Raw genomic sequence first — 17,287 nt, 5'->3', positions numbered from 1 at the left:
TGGGGCGTCCCGTGCGGGCGCCCCACCTTCCGGGTCAGCGGCGGGCGCGCAGCAGCTCCGCCACGGACCAGGCCTGGAACGGGCAGCCGGTGGCGATGTGCGGGGACGCGCCGTCGGCGGTCTCGCTGACCGACCCGAGGCCGTACTCGGTCAGGTGCGCCTCCAACCCGGTGAACAGCGTGTCGACGGCCAGACCGGCGCGTCGGCTGGCGTCGGCGTACGGGCCGATCAGCCACGGCCAGACGGTGCCCTGGTGGTAGGCGCTGTCCCGCTCGGCCGGTCCGCCCCGGTGCCGGCCGAGGAAGCCGGGGCAGTCGGGGGAGAGGCTGCGCGGGCCGAGCGGGGTGAGCAGCCCGGCTCCGACCAGACCGACGGCTCGCGGGTCCGGCTCCAGCGGCGCGAACGGCAACGACCAGGCCAGGAGCTGGTTGGGGCGCAGCAGGTCGTCGTCGTGGAAGGCCGCGCCACCGAGCGGGTACGCCGGGGCGGGCGCGTCGACCACGTCGTTGAGCCAGCCGCCCGGGGCGGGGAAGCGGTCCCGGAACGCCTTGACCGCCCGTTCGTGCAGTCGGTGCAGCCCGTCGGAGTCCTGCCCGGCCAGGTCCGCCAGTTCGGCCACGCCGGCCACCCCGTTGATCCACAGCGCGTTGACCTCGACCGGCTTGCCGTGGCGAGGGGTGACCGGCACCCCGTACACGCGGGCGTCCATCCAGGTGAGCGCGGCTCCGGGGGCACCTGCGGTGAGCAGTCCGTCGGCCGGGTCGACGGCGATGCCGTAGCGGGTGCCGGCCAGGTGGGCGTCGAGGACACCACGCAGCGCCGGCAGCAGTTCGTCGCCCAGGTCGGTGTCGCCGGTGACGGTGACGTGGCGGCTGACCGCGTGCAGGAACCACAGGGTGCCGTCGACGGTGTTGTACTCGACCCGGCCGGTGTCGGCGGTGTTGGCCAGCATCCCCTCGGACAGCGTGGCCGCGTACGAGCGCAGCAGCTCACGGCCGCGATCGGCCCAGCCGGTCCGCAGGAACAGACCCTCGTAGGAGATCATCGTGTCCCGGGACCAGGCGCCGAACCACGGGTAGCCGGCGACCACCTCCACCGGCGCGTCGTCGGTGCGCACGATGAACGCGTCGGCGGCAAGGGCCAGGGTGGCCTCGACGTCGTCGGCGGGCTTGGCGGAGGCGACCACCTCCCGGTTGCGGCGGCGGGCCGCCGCGACCACCTCGGTGGCCGGCGGCGGTGCCGCAGCCGCGTCCTGCGCCCAGGCCAGCACCGACACGGTGTCGCCGGGGTGGCGCAGGGTGTCGCGGAACTGGCCCGCGTACCAGAGGTCCTCCTCCGGGTGCAGGCCGCGTGCGGCCTCCTCGCGGTGGTAGACGCCCCGCCACCAGTGGCCCTGCGGGGTCCAGCCGGGCCCGGACAGCCGGTAGGCGCCCTCGATGACCGCGCCGCCGTCGACCGGGTCCATCCGCAGCGGCGGACCGTCGGCGCGCCGCTCGCCGTGGGCGTCGCGCCAGGTGCACGCCGCCGCCAGCTCCAGCTCGACCGGACCACCGCTGATCAACCGGTGCACCACCGCCACGCAGGAGCGGCCGTGCGACATGGCCAGCTCCCGCTCGATCACGACGTCCCCGATGCGCCACCGCCACCGGGGCAGCCCGTCGGTCAGGTCGAAGCGCTCCAGCAGCTCGAAGCCGCGCGGGTCGACGTCGCCGGAGACCCACTCGTGCGCGCCGAGGCGGACCCGGGCCCCGGAGGGCAGCAGCACCGACGGGTCGAGGCTGACCAGCCCCACCTTGCGGGCGGCCGGTGTGTCGCCCGGCACCACCAGCAGCCCGTGGTACCGGCGGGTGCGCAGCCCGCCGACGGTGCCCATGGCGTACCCGCCGAGGCCGTCGGGCACCAACCACTCGCGGCCGGCGGCGCTGGTCAGCTCCCCGCAGACCTGCGAGCCGAAGCGAATCTCGATCAACTTTCCTCCACCGGCGGCGAGGTGTAACACGACACGACGACAATGGCCGCTGTGGTGAAGTACCCCAGCGGCGTCGAAGATGTAAAGGTGATCACCGAAGGTTCACCCTCCGCCCCGGCCCCCGACGCGGAACGGCTCCGGCTCGCCCAGGCTGATGCCGGCGAGCAGGACTGGCGTGCATGGGGTCCCTATCTGTCCGAGCGGGCGTGGGGGACGGTACGGGAGGACTACAGCGAGCACGGCACAGCCTGGGACTACTTCCCCCATGACCACGCGCGGTCCCGAGCCTACCGGTGGTCCGAGGACGGCATGGCGGGCGTGTGCGACGACCGACAGACCTTCTGTTTCGCCCTCGCGCTCTGGAACGAGCGGGACCCGATCCTCAAGGAACGGATGTTCGGTCTCGGCGGGGACGGCGGCAACCACGGCGAGGACGTCAAGGACTACTGGTGGTACGAGGACTCCACGCCCACCCACTCGTGGATGCGCTGGCGTTACCACTACCCGCAGGCCGCCTTCCCGTACGACGAACTGGTCGCGGTCAACGGGCTGCGGGGGCGGGACGACACCGAGTACGAGCTGGTCGACACCGGCATCTTCGACGACGACCGGTACTGGGCGGTGACCGTCGACTTCGCCAAGGCCACCCCGACGGACCTGTGCGTGGTGGTCACCGTGGTCAACCGGGGGGACCGGTCCGAACGGCTGCACGTACTGCCGCACCTGTGGTTCCGCAACACCTGGGCGTGGGGGCTGCCCGGCGGTGACCGGGTGCCGCAGATCGTCGGGCAGGGGGCGCGGCTGGTCGGTGAGCACTGGGTGCTGGGGCAGGTCCGGCTCGAAGGCGACGGCGACCCGACGCCGCTGCTGTGCGACAACGACACCAACGCCGAGCGGCTCTGGGGACTGCCGAGCCGCACGCCGTACCCGAAGGACGGCATCAACGACCACGTGGTCGACGGAGCCGAGACGGTGAACCCGGAGCTGACCGGCACCAAGGGCGCGCTGCACTACGTGCTGGACGTACCACCGGGCGGACAGCGCCAGATCCGGCTGCGGCTGACCCGCACGGCACCGCCGCCCGGCGCCGTCGACCCGCCCCCGGCGGACCTGGGCGACGGCTTCGAGGCCGTGGTGTGGGCGCGGCGGGCGGAGGCGAACCGCTTCTTCGACGGGGTGATCCCGACCAAGGCCAGCGCCGACGAGACGCTGATCGCCCGGCAGGCCATCGCCGGGCTGATGTGGGGCAAGCAGTTCTACCACTTCGACGTCAAACGGTGGCTCGACGGCGATCCGGGGTCGTCGCCGCCGGCCGGGCGCCGACACGGGCGCAACAGCGCCTGGTGGCACATGACCAGCTTCGACGTGATCTCCATGCCGGACCCGTGGGAGTACCCGTGGTACGCCGCGTGGGACCTGGCCTTCCACTGCGTGAGCATCGCGCGGGTGGACCCCGGCTTCGCCAAGGACCAACTGCTGCTCCTGCTGCGTGAGTGGTATCTGCACCCCAACGGGCAGATCCCGGCGTACGAGTGGGCGTTCGGCGACGTCAACCCGCCGGTGCACGCCTGGGCGGCGTTGAAGGTGTTCGAGATCGACGGCAGCCGGGACCACGACTTCCTGGCCCGGATGATGCACAAGCTGCTGATGAACTTCACCTGGTGGGTCAACCGCAAGGACACCGGCGGCAACAACGTCTTCGAGGGCGGTTTCCTCGGGTTGGACAACGTCGGCCCGTTCGACCGGTCGGCGGCGTTGCCGGTGGCCGGGGTGCTGGAGCAGTCCGACGGCACCGGCTGGATGGCGATGTACGCGCTCAACCTGCTGGACATCGCCATCGTGCTGGCCGAGCACGACCGCACCTGGGTGGACACCGCGACGAAGTTCTTCGAGCACTTCACCTACATCGCGGCGGCCGCGTACGACCAGGGGCTCTGGGACGACGAGGACGCGTTCTTCTACGACGTGCTGCGGCTGGCCGACGGGACGAAGGTGCCGTTGAAGGTGCGCTCGGTGGTGGGGTTGCTGCCGCTGGCGGCGGTCACCCGGCTGCCCGCGCGTACGCTGCACCGGCTGCCGGAGTTGGGGGCCCGGCTGCGGTGGTTCCTCACCCACCGCCCGGAGTACGCCTCGGTGGTCGGCGCCCGACGCATCGGCCCGGACGGGCGGCAGCAGCGACTGCTGTCCATGTGCGGCCCGGAGCAGGTGGTCCGGCTGCTCGCCCGGATGCTGGACACCGACGAGTTCCTCTCCGAGTACGGCCTGCGGACGCTGTCCCGCGCACATCTGGACAAGCCGTTCGCGGTGACCCTGGGCGGGCAGGAGTTCTGCGTCGGCTACGAGCCCGCCGAGTCCACGAGCGGGCTGTTCGGCGGCAACTCCAACTGGCGCGGTCCGATCTGGATGCCGACGAACTTCCTGCTGATCAGCGCGTTGCGGGATTACGCGGCGTTCTTCGGCGAGGACCTCCAGGTGGAGTATCCGACGCGCTCCGGGGTGAAGAGGACGCTGGACGAGATCGCCGACGACCTCTCCGCCCGGCTGATCGCGTTGTTCACCCGCGACGACTGGGGGCGGCGGCCGATCTACGGCGCGGCGCAGTTGTTCCAGACCCATCCGGACTGGCGGGACCTGATCGCCTTCCCGGAGTACTTCCACGGCGACAACGGCGCCGGGCTCGGTGCCTGGCACCAGACCGGCTGGTCGGCGCTGGTCGCCGACCTCATCCTGACGCTGCGGCGCTGACCAGGCGCGGCAGAGTCGCCATTCCGTCGCGAGGGGGCCACCGGTGGGCGTCGCGACTACGCTCGGCGGGGTGTCCGGAGCAGAGCACGGAGACGGTGTGCCGGGCGGCGACGCGATCGTCGCGACCGCCGGGCGGTTGGCCGAGGCCGAGGGGTGGGCGGGGGTCACCGCCCGCCGGTTGGCCGAGCGCGCCGACGTGGACCTCGGGGCCCTCTACGAACGCTTCGCCGATCGGGAGGCGGTGGTCGCCGCGGTCGCGGTGCGGGGCTTCGCCGACCTGTCCGCCGCGTTGACCGCCGCCCGCACGGGGGTGGACCGGCCGGCCGAGGTGTGGCCGGCGGTGATGGCGGCCTATCTCGACTTCGCCTACGCGTACCCGGAGATCTACGACGCGATGTTCGCTCACACTCCGGATCTCACGCTCGGTGCCGAGGAGGTGCCGGAGACCGTCGCGGCGGCCTTCGGTGAGCTGCGCGCGGCACTGACCGCGTCCGCCGCCGCGCAGGACGACGACACGCTCGCCGAACTCGGCTGGAGCCTGTTGCACGGCATGGTGATGCTGACCCGGGGTGGTCGGTTGCGTCCCGAGGCCCAGGAGCAGCGCGAGCGGCTGCTCGGCAACCACCTGTTCAGCCCGCGCTGATCCGCTCACCTCGCCGGTGGCGTGGGGCTGTTGCCGTACGTGCCGGGGTCACCCGGTCGCCAGCCGGCCCGCGCGCCCGGTCCGGTGCCGCTTCATGTGCTCTCGATGTGTGCGTGAACATTGTGGTCATCCTCCGGGCCTGCAACGGCGGCGCGAACCAGCAGTGGACTCGACGTAGCTGACAGCGACCCTCTGCGGGGGCCAGGCGTGTCTCCGCCTGGCCCCGGGCCGACCTCTCGTCGGCCCGAGCGAGGACGCGACCACGGACCTGAGGCGCTGCACCGCTCATCGGGGGTGCCGGCTACCGCAGTAGCGTCCGGATCCTGTCGTCTGCGTGGGTCTGTCTCGACGGGACGATTTATCGGGTCGCCGGGGTCGGTGCGGTTGCCTAGGGTCGCAGCGTGACACATGAACCGATCGAGCCGGGCCGGGTGCTGGTCTTCGACGCGGACGACACGCTCTGGGAGAACAACGTCGTCTTCGAGCGGGTGATCGACGACTTCCTCACCTGGGTGGACCATCCGACCCTCGACCGGGCGCAGTTGCGGTCGGTGCTCGACGACATCGAGCGGGCCAACGCCGTGGCGCACGGGTACGGCAGCAAGGTCTTCCTGCGCAGCCTGCGGGAGTGCCTGGAACGGCTGCGGGAACGCCCGGCGACCGAGGCGGAGCGCCGCGAGATCGACGAGCTGGCGGTGGCGCTGGTGAACCACCAGGTCGAGCTGATGCCGGGGGTGGCCGACGCGCTGGACGAGTTGGCCGGGCGGCACGAGTTGCTGCTGCTGACCAAGGGGGAGCGCGAGGAGCAGCAGCGCAAGCTGGACGCGTGTGGGTTGCTGCACCACTTCGCGGCGGCGCACATCGTGCCGGAGAAGAACGTGGCGACCTATCACCGGCTGAGCCGGGAGCACGGCGTCGACCCGACCCGGGCATGGATGATCGGCAACTCGCCGCGGTCGGACATCCTGCCGGCGCGGGCGGCCGGCTGGGGGGCGGTGTTCATCCCGAACGCCAACACCTGGGTGTTGGAGCACGACGAGTTGGACCCGAGCGACGAGGGCGTCCTGCATCTGCGCGCCTTCCCCGACCTGCTCAGGCACTTCTGAGGCCGCCGGGCCGGTCCGCTGTAGCTCCGACCGGGTCAGCGCTTCACGCCCGTCAGGTGTTACAGGCTCCTGCCGCTTTTTCCCGTGGCCGGCAATAGTGCGTACCGGCCCGCGCGGGCTCGGCCCTGGCACGCCTAGCCTCGGCCCAGGTACCGCGACCCGCCGGGGTGGGTCACGGTACCGGGTCCGGTCGTGGGGCACCGTGGAGCTGAGTGCCGGCGGGCCGGCTGCCGTGCTGGGGCTTGCTGACACGCGCGTCGGTACGCGGCCGGTGCGCTGCCCACGCCGGACGGGTCAGGGCCGGAGCGTGCGGCTCCGGTCCTGACCCGTGTCGTCGGGTCGGCTCAGGTGGTCTCGCCGCGCACGATGGCGACGGCGACCCGGCAGAACTCGTCCATGTCGGGCTGGAAGGCCGCGGCGATGTCCGGGTGCAGGCCGGCGCGGGTCTCGTCCAGCAACTGCTGGCAGACCTGCTCCACCGGCTCACCGGTGTAGGAGTCCCGGATCCGGTCGGCGGCCACCTGGAGTGCCGATGTCAGTTGCTGCTCCAGGGGCCCACGCAGTTTCTCCTGGACCGGGTCACGCGGTTCCAGCGTGACGTGTGGCTCCGACATCGGTGCTCCCTTCGTCGGCGGCAGCGGTACCCGACCACCACCGTCCGTCAAACCACGTTCGGTACCGCGGCGACGCGTACCTGGTACGAGAATTCCTCGCCCGGCTCCTCCAGGTACGACAACCGGCGGATCTGCCTGTCGTCGTCGTAGAGGGCCACATCGACGAGGACACCGAGGTGGGCGAGGCCGATGCTGGTGACCCGCTTCTTGTCCTGCAACACCGCACACACCCCGCCCAGCAGGGTGCTGGCGTCGGAGGTGCGGTGCCCGGGCGGGCAACGCAGCGTCAGGTCCACCTCGATCGGGCCGGACAGTGGGGTCCAGCCGGTCTTCTGTGCCGCCTCGCAGGCGGCCTGGAGCAGGGCGCGGACCCTCGTCGCCTGCCGGTGGCCGGCGGCGAAGATGGACAGCGCCTCGGTCTTGACCGGTGGCAGGCCGCTCACCTCGAACGTCAGGGCGAGAGCGCGGGTGTCCTGCACCACGGCGGCACCTCCTCGTTGGGGACGATCCTGCCCAACCGGTGGACCGGTGACGGGGTGTTCCCGCGAGAACCCACCGATCGGCGGATCGGGGTGGGCCGGTGGCGTAACGGCGGCGACGGCGTACGCGCTGGCGGCACGGCAGGTGTCACGCTAGTCGACCGGATGGACGACCGGTATCACTCAAGCGGTGGGATGCGGCGCGAACGCACAGAACTCGTTACCCTCCGGGTCGGCCAGCACCCACCAGCTCACCGTGTCGTCGGGCTCCCGCAGCAGACTCGCCCCGGCGGCGATCAGCGCGGACGGCTCGGGGGCGACGAGGTCGACGTCCCAGTGCATGCGGTTCTTGACCGTCTTGCGTTCCGGCACCGTGTCGAAGATCCAGAAGTCCCACGGGAACCCGGCCGCACCCACGATCTTGGCGTACCCCTCGTCACTGGGGTGTACCTCGCCGCCGACGACGCCGGACCACCAGGCCGCCTGGGCGGCCGCGTCGGCGGAGTCGACCACCAGCTCGAACGGCCCGGGAGCAGCGTCCCCGTCGGGCGGGACGGCACAGAACAGGTTGCCCTCCGGGTCGGCCAGCACCCACCAGTCGATCTCCGAGTCGGGCTCGCGGACGATCCGCGCGCCGGCCGCCAGCAGCGCCGTCGGCTGCGGCTCGGCCAGCCACAGATCAAGATGTACGCGGGTCTTGGCGGTACGCGGCTCGGGCACCCGGTTGATCCAGATCGACTCGGCCGAGGGCCGTCCGGCCGGCGGGTCGACCCTGCCGTCCCCGTCCCCGGTGTCGACCAGGCTCCCGTGGAGGATGCCGGCCCAGAATCCGCCCAGGGCACGAGTGTCGGCGGCGTCGAGACAGAGGTCCTTGAAGCGCGCGAGCATGCCGCCGATCCTGCCCCCAACCCCACCCACCCGCACCCCGCCCCGCCGCACCCCGCCCCACCGTGCCCGCCGTTCCGCGCCCTGGCGCGCCGATCATGGAGTTGAGGTCGCCGAGAACACGGAGTGTCCGGACATCTCGGGGGCCACAAGTCCATGATCGACGCGGAGGGGGCGACCAGCGCGGGATGGGCAGGTTCCGTACAGGGGCCGCGCCGCTCGGGGGGGTGACCGAGCGGCGCGGGGCGGCGAGGTGGGTGGTCGGCGGGGGAGAGGTCAGCGGCGACCGCGCTTGACCTCGTGAAAGGCCGACATGCGGAGCAGCGGGAGCAGGTTGTCCCAGAGAGTCAGGGTGTCGTCGAGGTCGGGTACCTCGGTGAGGATCGGGCCGTGCAGACCCCGGTCGGCGCCGGGGACCATCAGCACCGGCGAGCCGATGTCCGGCCCGGCCGAGCCGAACGCCAGCGCGTGCGAGGCGTGCACCTCGGTGTCCCAGCGGTCGTCGTCCAGCGCCACGGCCACGTCGTCGAGACCGGCCGCCGTCACCGCCTCCGCCACCAGCTTGTCGCTGGGCGGGTTGCCGGCATCGTGGGTACGGGTGCCCAGCTCGGTGTAGAACCGGCCGGCGTCCTCGTGGCGGTCCGCCGCGCGCAGCGCCTCCACCAGCCGCAGCGCCCGGCCCGACGCCGCCATCGCCTCGGCGTACTCCGGTGGGGCCTGGCCGCCGCTGAGGATGCTCAGGCTGAACGCCCGCCACTCGATGCGCAGGTCACGGGCTTCGGCGGCGGCGACCAGCCAGCGCGACGTGCGCCAGGTCCACGGGCAGGCGGGATCGAAGAAGAAGGTGGCGTCCACCGCCCGAGACTAGCTCCCACCGTCCGGGTCGGCCTCCGGTGTGACCTGGACCACGCAAAGTGACGTTTACGTCGTGTCGCGCGGTGGGTTTCGCGACTTCCCGGCTCGGGCAGTGTTGCAGCCACGAGGCGCCGGGGCGGCGAACCAGCAGGTCAGAAGCCCTGGCCGTGTCGTCGTGCGCCGGGGCACGAGACCTCTTCCCCGGTTGTCGGCCGAGACCGAGGGAGGGGTCATGGATCAGCCGTACAGCAGGCCCGGTGCCGTGGTGCCGGGCGACGCCCCGGAGCGTGGCGGAGTGCCGGTATGAGCAGACGCCGACCTCGGGCACGTGTCGCGGCGGCGACCGCCGCGCTGACCTTGCTGGCACCGATGGCCGCCTGCGCCTCCGGCGGCGACGGCGGGGTGCCCACGATCAACCTCTACTACCCGCCGGAGGAGAACTTCCAGCAGGTGGTCGACCAGTGCAACGCGCAGGCCGGCGGGCGCTACCGGATCGACTACCGCGTGCTGCCCCGGGAGGCCGACGAGCAGCGGGTGCAGATGGTGCGGCGGCTCGCGGCCGACGACGACGGCATGGACGTGCTCGGCCTCGACGTCACCTGGACGCAGGAGTTCGCCGGCGCGAAGTGGATCCTGGAATGGACCGGGCAGGACCGGGCCGAGGTCGAGGACGGCACCCTGGAGGGACCGTTGGAGACCGCCCGGTACGAGGACAAGCTCTTCGGTGCGCCGAAGAACACCAACGTCCAACTCCTCTGGTACCGCAAGGATCTGGTGCCCGAGCCGCCGACCACCTGGAACGAGATGATCCAGATGGCGCAGCGGCTCAAGGAGCAGGGCCAGCCGCACCAGGTGCTGACCATGGGCGCCCAGTACGAGGGCCTGGTGGTGCTCTACAACACCCTGGTGGCCAGCGCGGGCGGCAACATCCTCGACGCCGAGGGCACCGAGGCCGCGATGGACGAGGGCGCGGTGCGGGCGCTGGAGCAGCTCCGCGACTTCGCCACGTCCGGCGTGACCTCGCCGTCGTTCAGCAACGCGATGGAGGACCCGGTCCGGCTCGACTTCCAGTCCGGTAACGGTGCCTTCCAGATCAACTGGCCGTTCGTCTATCCGGCCATGCAGGAGGCCAACCCGCAGTTGGCCGAGCAGGTCGCCTGGGCGCGGGTGCCCGGCATCGACGAGGGCACGCCCGGCCGGGTCACCATCGGCGGGATCAACCTCGCGGTCAGCTCGCACTCGAAGCACCCCGCGGAGTCCTTCGAGGCGGCCAGGTGCCTGCGCAACGCGGAGAGCCAGAAGTTCTCGGCGATCAACGACGGTGTGCCGCCGACCATCGAGAGCGTGTACGACGACCCCGAGATGGACGAGGCGTACCCGATGAAGGAGACCATCCTCGAACAGTTGCAGGACCCGGCGGTCCGGCCGCTGACCCCGGCGTACCAGAGCATCTCGACGGTGATGTCGGCGATCCTGTCGCCGCCGTCGGCGATCGACCCGCCCGCGACCGCGGACGAGCTGCGTGACGCCATCGCGGACGCGCTGGAGTCGAGGGGGGTCCTGCCGTGACCGAGCGAACCACGACGACCGGCACCGACCCGGTCGACGAGACGACCGACGCCGCCCGATCGGTGCCCGCGCAGCGGTCCCGCCGTTCCGCCAAGGTGCCGCTGAGCGAGAACAAGCGGGCCGAACGGAAACTGGGCTGGCTGCTGTGCGCACCGGCCGCGCTGGTCATGGTCGCGGTGACCGGCTATCCGATCCTCTATTCGGTGTGGCTGTCGTTGCAGCGCTTCGACCTGCGCTTCCCCGACGAGCGGGAGTTCGTCGGTCTGGACAACTACGTCACCGTGCTGACCAACGACTTCTGGTGGACCGCGTTCGGCGTGACGATGCTGATCACGGTGGTCACCGTCGCCGTGGAACTGGTGCTCGGCATGGGGCTCGCGCTGGTCATGCACCGTACGCTGGTCGGCCGGGGCATCGTGCGGACGGCGGCGCTGATCCCGTACGGCATCGTCACGGTCGTCGCCGCCTTCTCCTGGCGGTACGCGTGGACCCCCGGCACCGGCTATCTGGCCAACCTCTTCTCCGACGGCGCACCGCTGACCGAACGGGCCAGCTCGCTGGCGATCATCATGCTGGCGGAGATCTGGAAGACCACGCCGTTCATGGCGCTGCTGCTGATGGCGGGGCTGGCGCTGGTGCCGGAGGACCTGCTCAAGGCGGCCTCCACGGACGGTGCCACCGCCTGGCAGCGGTTCACCAAGGTGATGCTGCCGGTGATGAAGCCGGCGATCCTGGTCGCTCTGCTGTTCCGCACCCTCGACGCGTTCCGGGTCTTCGACAACATCTACGTGTTGACCAACGGGGCCAACCAGACCTCGTCGGTGTCGATGATCGCCTACAACAACCTGATCCGGGGCCTGAACCTCGGTATCGGGTCGACCATGTCGGTGCTGATCTTCATCGCCGTGGCGATCATCGCATTCATCTTCGTGAAGCTGTTCGGTACCGCTGCCCCCGGCAGTGACGACGGGGAGAGGCGCTGAGATGGCCGACACCACCAAGGTCAAGCTCCAGTGGGGCGTGATGAACACGATCGTGGTCGTCTTCGCCCTGATCCCGGTGCTCTGGATCATGTCGTTGTCGTTCAAGACGCCGGCCACGCTGACCGACGGCAACTTCATCCCACGCGAGTGGACGCTGGAGAACTACCGCAACATCTTCGCCACCGACCAGTTCGTCCGGGCGCTGATCAACTCCATCGGCATCGCGTTGATCGCCACCACGATCGCCGTGGTGCTCGGCACCATGGCCGCGTACGCGATCGCCCGGCTGGACTTCCCCGGCAAGCGCCTGCTCGTCGGCGTCGCCCTGCTGATCGCGATGTTCCCGCAGGTGTCGCTGGTCTCGCCGCTGTTCGAGATCGAGCGGCAACTGGGCCTCTTCGACACCTGGCCGGGGTTGATCCTGCCGTACATCACCTTCGCGTTGCCGTTGGCGATCTACACGCTGTCCGCCTTCTTCAAGCAGGTCCCCTGGGATCTGGAGAAGGCCGCGAAGATGGACGGCGCCACCCAGGGCCAGGCGTTCCGGCGGGTCATCGCCCCACTCGCCGCGCCCGGGGTCTTCACCACGGCGATCCTGGTCTTCATCTTCTGCTGGAACGACTTCCTGTTCGCCATCTCGCTGACCTCCACCGAACGCTCGCGCACGGTGCCGGTGGCGTTGTCGTTCTTCACCGGTGAGTCGCAGTTCGAGGACCCCACCGGGGCGATCTGCGCCGCCGCAGTGGTGATCACCGTACCGATCATCCTGTTCGTCCTCTTCTTCCAACGCCGCATCGTCTCCGGCCTGACCTCCGGCGCCGTCAAGGGATAGGTGATAACTCGTGGCTGACATCGTGCTGGACAAGGTGAGCAAGAAGTTCCCGGACGGCACCACGGCGGTGCGGGACGTCGACCTGGAGATCGCCGACGGCGAGTTCGTGATCCTGGTCGGTCCCTCCGGCTGCGGCAAGTCCACCACGCTCAACATGATCGCCGGGCTGGAGGACATCAGCTCCGGTGACCTGCGCATCGGCGGCGAACGGGTCAACGACAAGGCCCCCCGGGACCGGGACATCGCGATGGTCTTCCAGTCCTACGCGCTGTACCCGAACATGACCGTCCGGGAGAACATGGCGTTCCCGTTGCGGCTGGCGAAGCTGGACAAGGAGACGATCAACCGCAAGGTCGACGAGGCGGCCAAGGTCCTCGAACTGACGTCGCTGCTGGACCGCAGGCCGGCCAACCTCTCCGGTGGGCAGCGGCAGCGGGTCGCGATGGGCCGGGCGATCGTCCGCCAACCCAAGGCGTTCCTGATGGACGAACCGCTGTCCAACCTGGACGCCAAGCTGCGGGTGCAGATGCGGACCGTGGTGTCCCGCCTGCAGAAGAAGCTCGGCACCACCACCGTCTACGTCACCCACGACCAGACCGAGGCGATGACCCTCGGCGACCGCGTGGTGATCATGCGAGGTGGGGCGGTCCAGCAGGTCGGACCGCCACAGGAGCTGTACGAGAACCCGAACAACCTCTTCGTGGCCGGATTCATCGGCTCCCCGTCGATGAACTTCCTGCCCGCCACCATCGAACAGGGAACCCTGCGTACCGCCCTGGGTGACGTGCCGATCGGCGACCGGATCCGCCGCGAACTGGAGGCCGCCGACGCCTCCCGGGACCTGATCCTCGGCATCCGGCCCGAGCACTTCGAGGACGCCGAGCTGATCGACGAGGAGACCCGCCGCCGGGGCATGGAGTTCGAGGCGCCGGTGGACATCGTCGAGTCGATGGGCTCGGACAAGTACGTCTACCTGACCGTCGAGGGGGAGCGGGCCACCGCCGCCGAACTGGAGGAGCTGGCCGCCGACACCGGTGCCGCCGACTTCGCCGGTGGCGGGTCGAACCTGGTCACCCGCCTGTCGGCCGAGTCGACGGTGACCGAGGGCGAGAACCGGCGGGTCTGGTTCAACCTGGAGAAGATCCACCTGTTCGACCCGTCCAACGGCCGCAACCTCACCCTCCACGAGGGCCGCGCGGCCGGCACCCTGGACGCCTGACCGCGTACGCCCGGCGCCCCTCGACGTCTCCCGTCGAGGGGCGCCGGCCTTGTCGCGCCCGGGCGCTCCGGTGCCCGGGCAGAGAGAGGACCAGGGGTCGGGAGACACAACCTCGACCACCTCCTCGCTCTGATGCCCCCGCATCCGGTGACCTCTACTGGTGGGCGCCATCGAAGATGCAGGCACTAGGTATGCCTAGGCGGCCCGCGTACTCCGCTAAACCCGGGTGAGCAGTGAAGATAGGTATTCGTTGCCCGATGTGGCGGCACCCGTGTCAACCGACGATTGATCCATCAGCGGTTGACAAGGAGACAAGCCATGTGGATGGACCCGGACACGATGCTGGCTCTGGCGAACGATCGTCGCCGCGAGTTGATCGCCGAGGCCGACAGCGAGCGCCTACTCACCAACGCCCGTCGGGCCCGCCGGGTCCGTCACACCCTGGCCGTCCGTGGACAGCCCGACGGTAACCTCACGTCGTGCGAACCATCCGCGGCGGTGCCAGCCCAGTGATGATCGGGCGGGAAAGCGAGCTGCGCCGGTTGGCGCAGCTCGCTTCGGCGCGTGAGCCGGCGGTTGCGCTGATCGCGGGCGAGCCGGGCATCGGGAAGACCCGGCTGGTGCACGAGCTGCTGACCACCGTGTCGGCGGAGACCGTCGTGCTGGTCGGCCAGGCGGAACCCGGCTCGCTGTCCCGGCCGTACGAGGTGCTCCTGGGCGCCATCGACGGCCGTCCTGGCAGCGGCGAGGAGCAGCTTGCGGCCCTCGCGGACCCGCGGCGCAGCCCGGTCGAGCGCCTGCACACCGGCCTCGCCATCCTGGCCGACCTGATCGGCGACTCCCCTGCGGTCATCGTCTTCGAGGACCTGCATTGGGCCGACTCGGAGAGCGCGGCGCTGTTCGAGCGGATCGCCGACCAGCGCGGGCCGCGGCTGCTGATCGGAACGTACCGGCCGGACGAGGTGACCCGCCGCCAACCGGTGGCGGGCCTGCTGGCCCGGATGGAACGCCGGCACACCGTCACCCACGTACGCCTGGACCGCCTCACCCCCGCACAGACCGCGGCGTTGCTGGCGGCGGCCACCGGCGCTCCGGCGCCGCTACGCGCCGTGGCGGCACTGCACCACCGCACCGGTGGCAACCCGTTCTTCCTGGAGGAGTTGCTGCGTGCGCTGCCCGGGTACGACGTGGAGGCGCTGGTCGAGCAACCGCTGCCGTGGAGTCTCGCCGAGGTGTTACGCCGACAGGTCGACGACCTCGACCCGGTCAGCCACCGCGTCGTCGAGGCGGCCACCGTGCTCGGCCACCGCATCCCGTTCGACTTGCTCGCCGACGTGACCGGTATGGGCGAGGACGAGCTCATCGCCGTGTTGCGCGACCTGGTCACCCGGGGCGTCCTGGTCGAGTCCGGCGACGACGAGTTCGCGTTCCGGCACGCACTGGTGCGCGAGGCGATCGTCGACCAGATGCTCGGCCGGCAGCGCCGCCGGCTACACGAGAGGGCACTCGACGTACTCCTGAGCGGCGGTGCCTCCGACCCGGCCATGGTGGCGCACCACGCTCGCGGCGCCGGCCGGTACGACGACATGGTCGCCGCGGCCCGCCGCGGCGCTGAGTTCTCCCTCTCCATCGGCTCCGCCTACCAGGCCCTGCAACTGGCGGAGATGGGTCTCGACGAGATGCCCGACGACACCGACCTGCTCGCCTCCGCCGCCCGAGCGGCGTGGTTGGCCGGACTGCTGGATGACGCCCTGCGGTACGGCCGACGCTGGCGGGACCTCGCCGACACCACGACCGACCGGGCTGAGTCGCTGTACCTCCTGGTGCGCATCGCGTGGGAGTCCCGCGAGACCGACGAGATGCGCGCTTTGACACGCGACATCGGGAACCTGATCGCGCAGCTTCCCCCCGGCGCCGACCAGGCGCGGGCGATGACCGCGATCGCGCAGTCGGCGTACCTGCGCGGCGACTGCGACGCCGTCCTGCTCTGGTCCGACCGCGCGCTGGCGCTGGCGGACGAGTTCGACCTGCCAGCCGTACGCCTGGCCGCGCTGATCGAGAAGGGTGCGACGCTTGTCGAGCGCCCGCAGACCGCCGCCGACGGCCGCAGGATCCTGTCCGCTCTCGTCGACGAGGCCGAAAAGGCGGGCGAGTGGGTGCTGGCCGCCCGTGCCCTCGATTTCCTGGTGCACGGCGAGCCACCCACCTCGCCGATCGAGCACGCCGAGACACTGGAGCGAATGCGGGTCGACGCCGAGCGAGCCGGCTTCGAGTCACTCGCGGTGGCCACGTACTTCCAGGGACGAGCCCGGCTGGCGGTGCGGGCCGGCGACCTGCGCGCCGCGACCGGGGCGCTGGAGGAGGGGCGCGAGCAGGACCGCAGCTACCGGCGCCGGGGCCGCTGGGCCGACTATCACGGGGTCTTCCTCGCCGGGCTCTATCTGGAGGCCGGCGAGCTGGATCAGGCCGAGCAGCTCGTCACGGACCTGGCGGCGCTGCCCGACAACTGGCCGGCGACGATTCCCAGCCTCGCGTTCCACCTCGCCTGCCGTCGCGGCGACCTCCCGCGCGCCGAAGCGAGCCTGGAGGAACTCATCGCGGCCCTATCCAGGCAGCCCTGGCGCAGCAATGACACGGCCCACGATCTGATCTCTGCCGCGCTTCACATCGGCTTGCCGACGCACCGGCTCGACCAGATGGCCGCCGCGCTACTCGATGCCAACGTATGGGACGCCTACCGGACGCTCGTCGATGCCCAGCTCGCGGAAGCACGCGGCCGGCACGTCGAGGCGCTGGCCGGCTACCTGTCCATCGCAGAGGCACACATCCTGTCTCCGGCGACCCGCGGCACCGTACGCGTCGGCGCGGCCCGTTGTCTGCTCGCCGACGACCAGCGCGAGGAGGCTGCCGCCCAGGTGGAGGCGGCCGTACCCCTGCTGGCCGAATGGCGTGGCTGGCGGGTCGCCCAGCTCGCCCACGTCCGCGCCCAACTGGGCATGGCCCCGGTCGACGCGGCACCCGCGGTCACAGGTCCGACCGCCCTGACCCCCCGCGAGCGGGAGGTGGCAGTACTGATCAGCGACGGGCTGACCAATACCGAGCTGGCCCGGCGCCTCTACATCTCACCGAAGACCGCCGCCGTTCACGTCTCGAACATCCTGCGGAAGCTGGGCGTCTCGTCCCGGACCGAGGTGGGTGACCTCGTCGGGCGGCATTGACCGCCACCGCCGATCAGGCAGCCGTGCTGCAACGGCTGGCAGCGACGCTGCGGGATGCAACAGGTTGCGGCTACTCGGCGGCCACCTGTCGCGTCAAGCGCACCAGGCCGGCTTTGCCCCGTCGGCGTGAGGTGATGCGGGTGTGCCGGTGCGCGGAGCGGAATCCGCTC

14 protein-coding genes are annotated in these 17,287 nt (G+C 70.9%); 9 read left to right on the top strand and 5 right to left on the bottom strand.

Translation table 11 applies throughout. The annotated features are described in order from the left end of the window. Positions 1-34: 34 nt before the first annotated feature. The gene (locus ACQVFL_RS20855) at positions 35-1,969 is read right to left on the bottom strand and encodes an amylo-alpha-1,6-glucosidase (protein ID WP_431727413.1); all 1,935 of its coding nucleotides are present in this window, start codon (positions 1,967-1,969) and stop codon (positions 35-37) included. Between the two features lie 42 nt (positions 1,970-2,011). On the opposite strand from ACQVFL_RS20855, the gene ACQVFL_RS20850 reads away from it, so the two are divergent. The 3 genes from ACQVFL_RS20850 to ACQVFL_RS20840 all read left to right on the top strand — a co-directional run bounded on the left by ACQVFL_RS20850 (position 2,012) and on the right by ACQVFL_RS20840 (position 6,463). Next, a complete protein-coding gene (locus ACQVFL_RS20850; protein WP_396699246.1) occupies positions 2,012-4,714 on the top strand; it encodes an MGH1-like glycoside hydrolase domain-containing protein in 2,703 nt (900 codons plus the stop codon). A gap of 70 nt (positions 4,715-4,784) precedes the next feature. Then, positions 4,785-5,357: a TetR/AcrR family transcriptional regulator gene (locus ACQVFL_RS20845; RefSeq protein WP_431727412.1), complete on the top strand. Its 573-nt coding sequence runs from the start codon at positions 4,785-4,787 to the stop codon at positions 5,355-5,357. Positions 5,358-5,788: 431 nt separating this feature from the next. Beyond that, positions 5,789-6,463 (top strand): HAD family hydrolase, encoded by a 675-nt coding sequence (locus tag ACQVFL_RS20840; RefSeq protein WP_396699285.1) that lies wholly within the window; start codon positions 5,789-5,791, stop codon positions 6,461-6,463. 344 nt (positions 6,464-6,807) lie between these two features. Here the strand turns inward: ACQVFL_RS20840 and ACQVFL_RS20835 are convergent, their stop codons facing one another. The 4 genes from ACQVFL_RS20835 to ACQVFL_RS20820 all read right to left on the bottom strand — a co-directional run bounded on the left by ACQVFL_RS20835 (position 6,808) and on the right by ACQVFL_RS20820 (position 9,296). Beyond that, positions 6,808-7,077, bottom strand: a complete 270-nt coding sequence (locus tag ACQVFL_RS20835) for a hypothetical protein (protein WP_350699500.1) — start codon at positions 7,075-7,077, stop codon at positions 6,808-6,810. A gap of 47 nt (positions 7,078-7,124) precedes the next feature. After that, positions 7,125-7,556, bottom strand: coding sequence for a hypothetical protein (locus ACQVFL_RS20830; RefSeq protein ID WP_396699287.1), 432 nt, complete (start codon positions 7,554-7,556; stop codon positions 7,125-7,127). 183 nt (positions 7,557-7,739) lie between these two features. Next, on the bottom strand, positions 7,740-8,444 hold the full coding sequence (locus ACQVFL_RS20825) for a VOC family protein (RefSeq protein ID WP_431727411.1): 705 nt from the start codon (positions 8,442-8,444) through the stop codon (positions 7,740-7,742). A 273-nt stretch (positions 8,445-8,717) separates the two neighbouring features. Beyond that, positions 8,718-9,296, bottom strand: coding sequence for a DsbA family protein (locus tag ACQVFL_RS20820; RefSeq protein ID WP_396699254.1), 579 nt, complete (start codon positions 9,294-9,296; stop codon positions 8,718-8,720). Between the two features lie 303 nt (positions 9,297-9,599). Between ACQVFL_RS20820 and ACQVFL_RS20815 the strand changes: the two genes are divergently transcribed. The 6 genes from ACQVFL_RS20815 to ACQVFL_RS20790 all read left to right on the top strand — a co-directional run bounded on the left by ACQVFL_RS20815 (position 9,600) and on the right by ACQVFL_RS20790 (position 17,117). Next, the gene (locus ACQVFL_RS20815) at positions 9,600-10,865 is read left to right on the top strand and encodes an ABC transporter substrate-binding protein (RefSeq protein ID WP_396699256.1); all 1,266 of its coding nucleotides are present in this window, start codon (positions 9,600-9,602) and stop codon (positions 10,863-10,865) included. 62 nt (positions 10,866-10,927) lie between these two features. Then, a complete protein-coding gene (locus ACQVFL_RS20810; protein ID WP_431729864.1) occupies positions 10,928-11,848 on the top strand; it encodes a carbohydrate ABC transporter permease in 921 nt (306 codons plus the stop codon). Between the two features lies 1 nt (position 11,849). Continuing rightward, a complete protein-coding gene (locus tag ACQVFL_RS20805; protein WP_350699490.1) occupies positions 11,850-12,680 on the top strand; it encodes a carbohydrate ABC transporter permease in 831 nt (276 codons plus the stop codon). Between the two features lie 10 nt (positions 12,681-12,690). Next, the gene (locus ACQVFL_RS20800; RefSeq protein ID WP_396699258.1) at positions 12,691-13,899 is read left to right on the top strand and encodes an ABC transporter ATP-binding protein; all 1,209 of its coding nucleotides are present in this window, start codon (positions 12,691-12,693) and stop codon (positions 13,897-13,899) included. A gap of 318 nt (positions 13,900-14,217) precedes the next feature. Next, a complete protein-coding gene (locus ACQVFL_RS20795) occupies positions 14,218-14,412 on the top strand; it encodes a hypothetical protein (RefSeq protein ID WP_396699260.1) in 195 nt (64 codons plus the stop codon). Then, positions 14,379-17,117: an ATP-binding protein gene (locus tag ACQVFL_RS20790; RefSeq protein ID WP_431727410.1), complete on the top strand. Its 2,739-nt coding sequence runs from the start codon at positions 14,379-14,381 to the stop codon at positions 17,115-17,117. Before ACQVFL_RS20795 ends, ACQVFL_RS20790 begins: the two co-directional genes overlap by 34 nt. Positions 17,118-17,287: the final 170 nt, after the last annotated feature.

The organism is Verrucosispora sp. TAA-831 (assembly GCF_050780145.1).
Classification (GTDB): Bacteria; Actinomycetota; Actinomycetes; order Mycobacteriales; family Micromonosporaceae; genus Micromonospora.
This window is presented reverse-complemented; position numbering and strand designations above follow the sequence as displayed.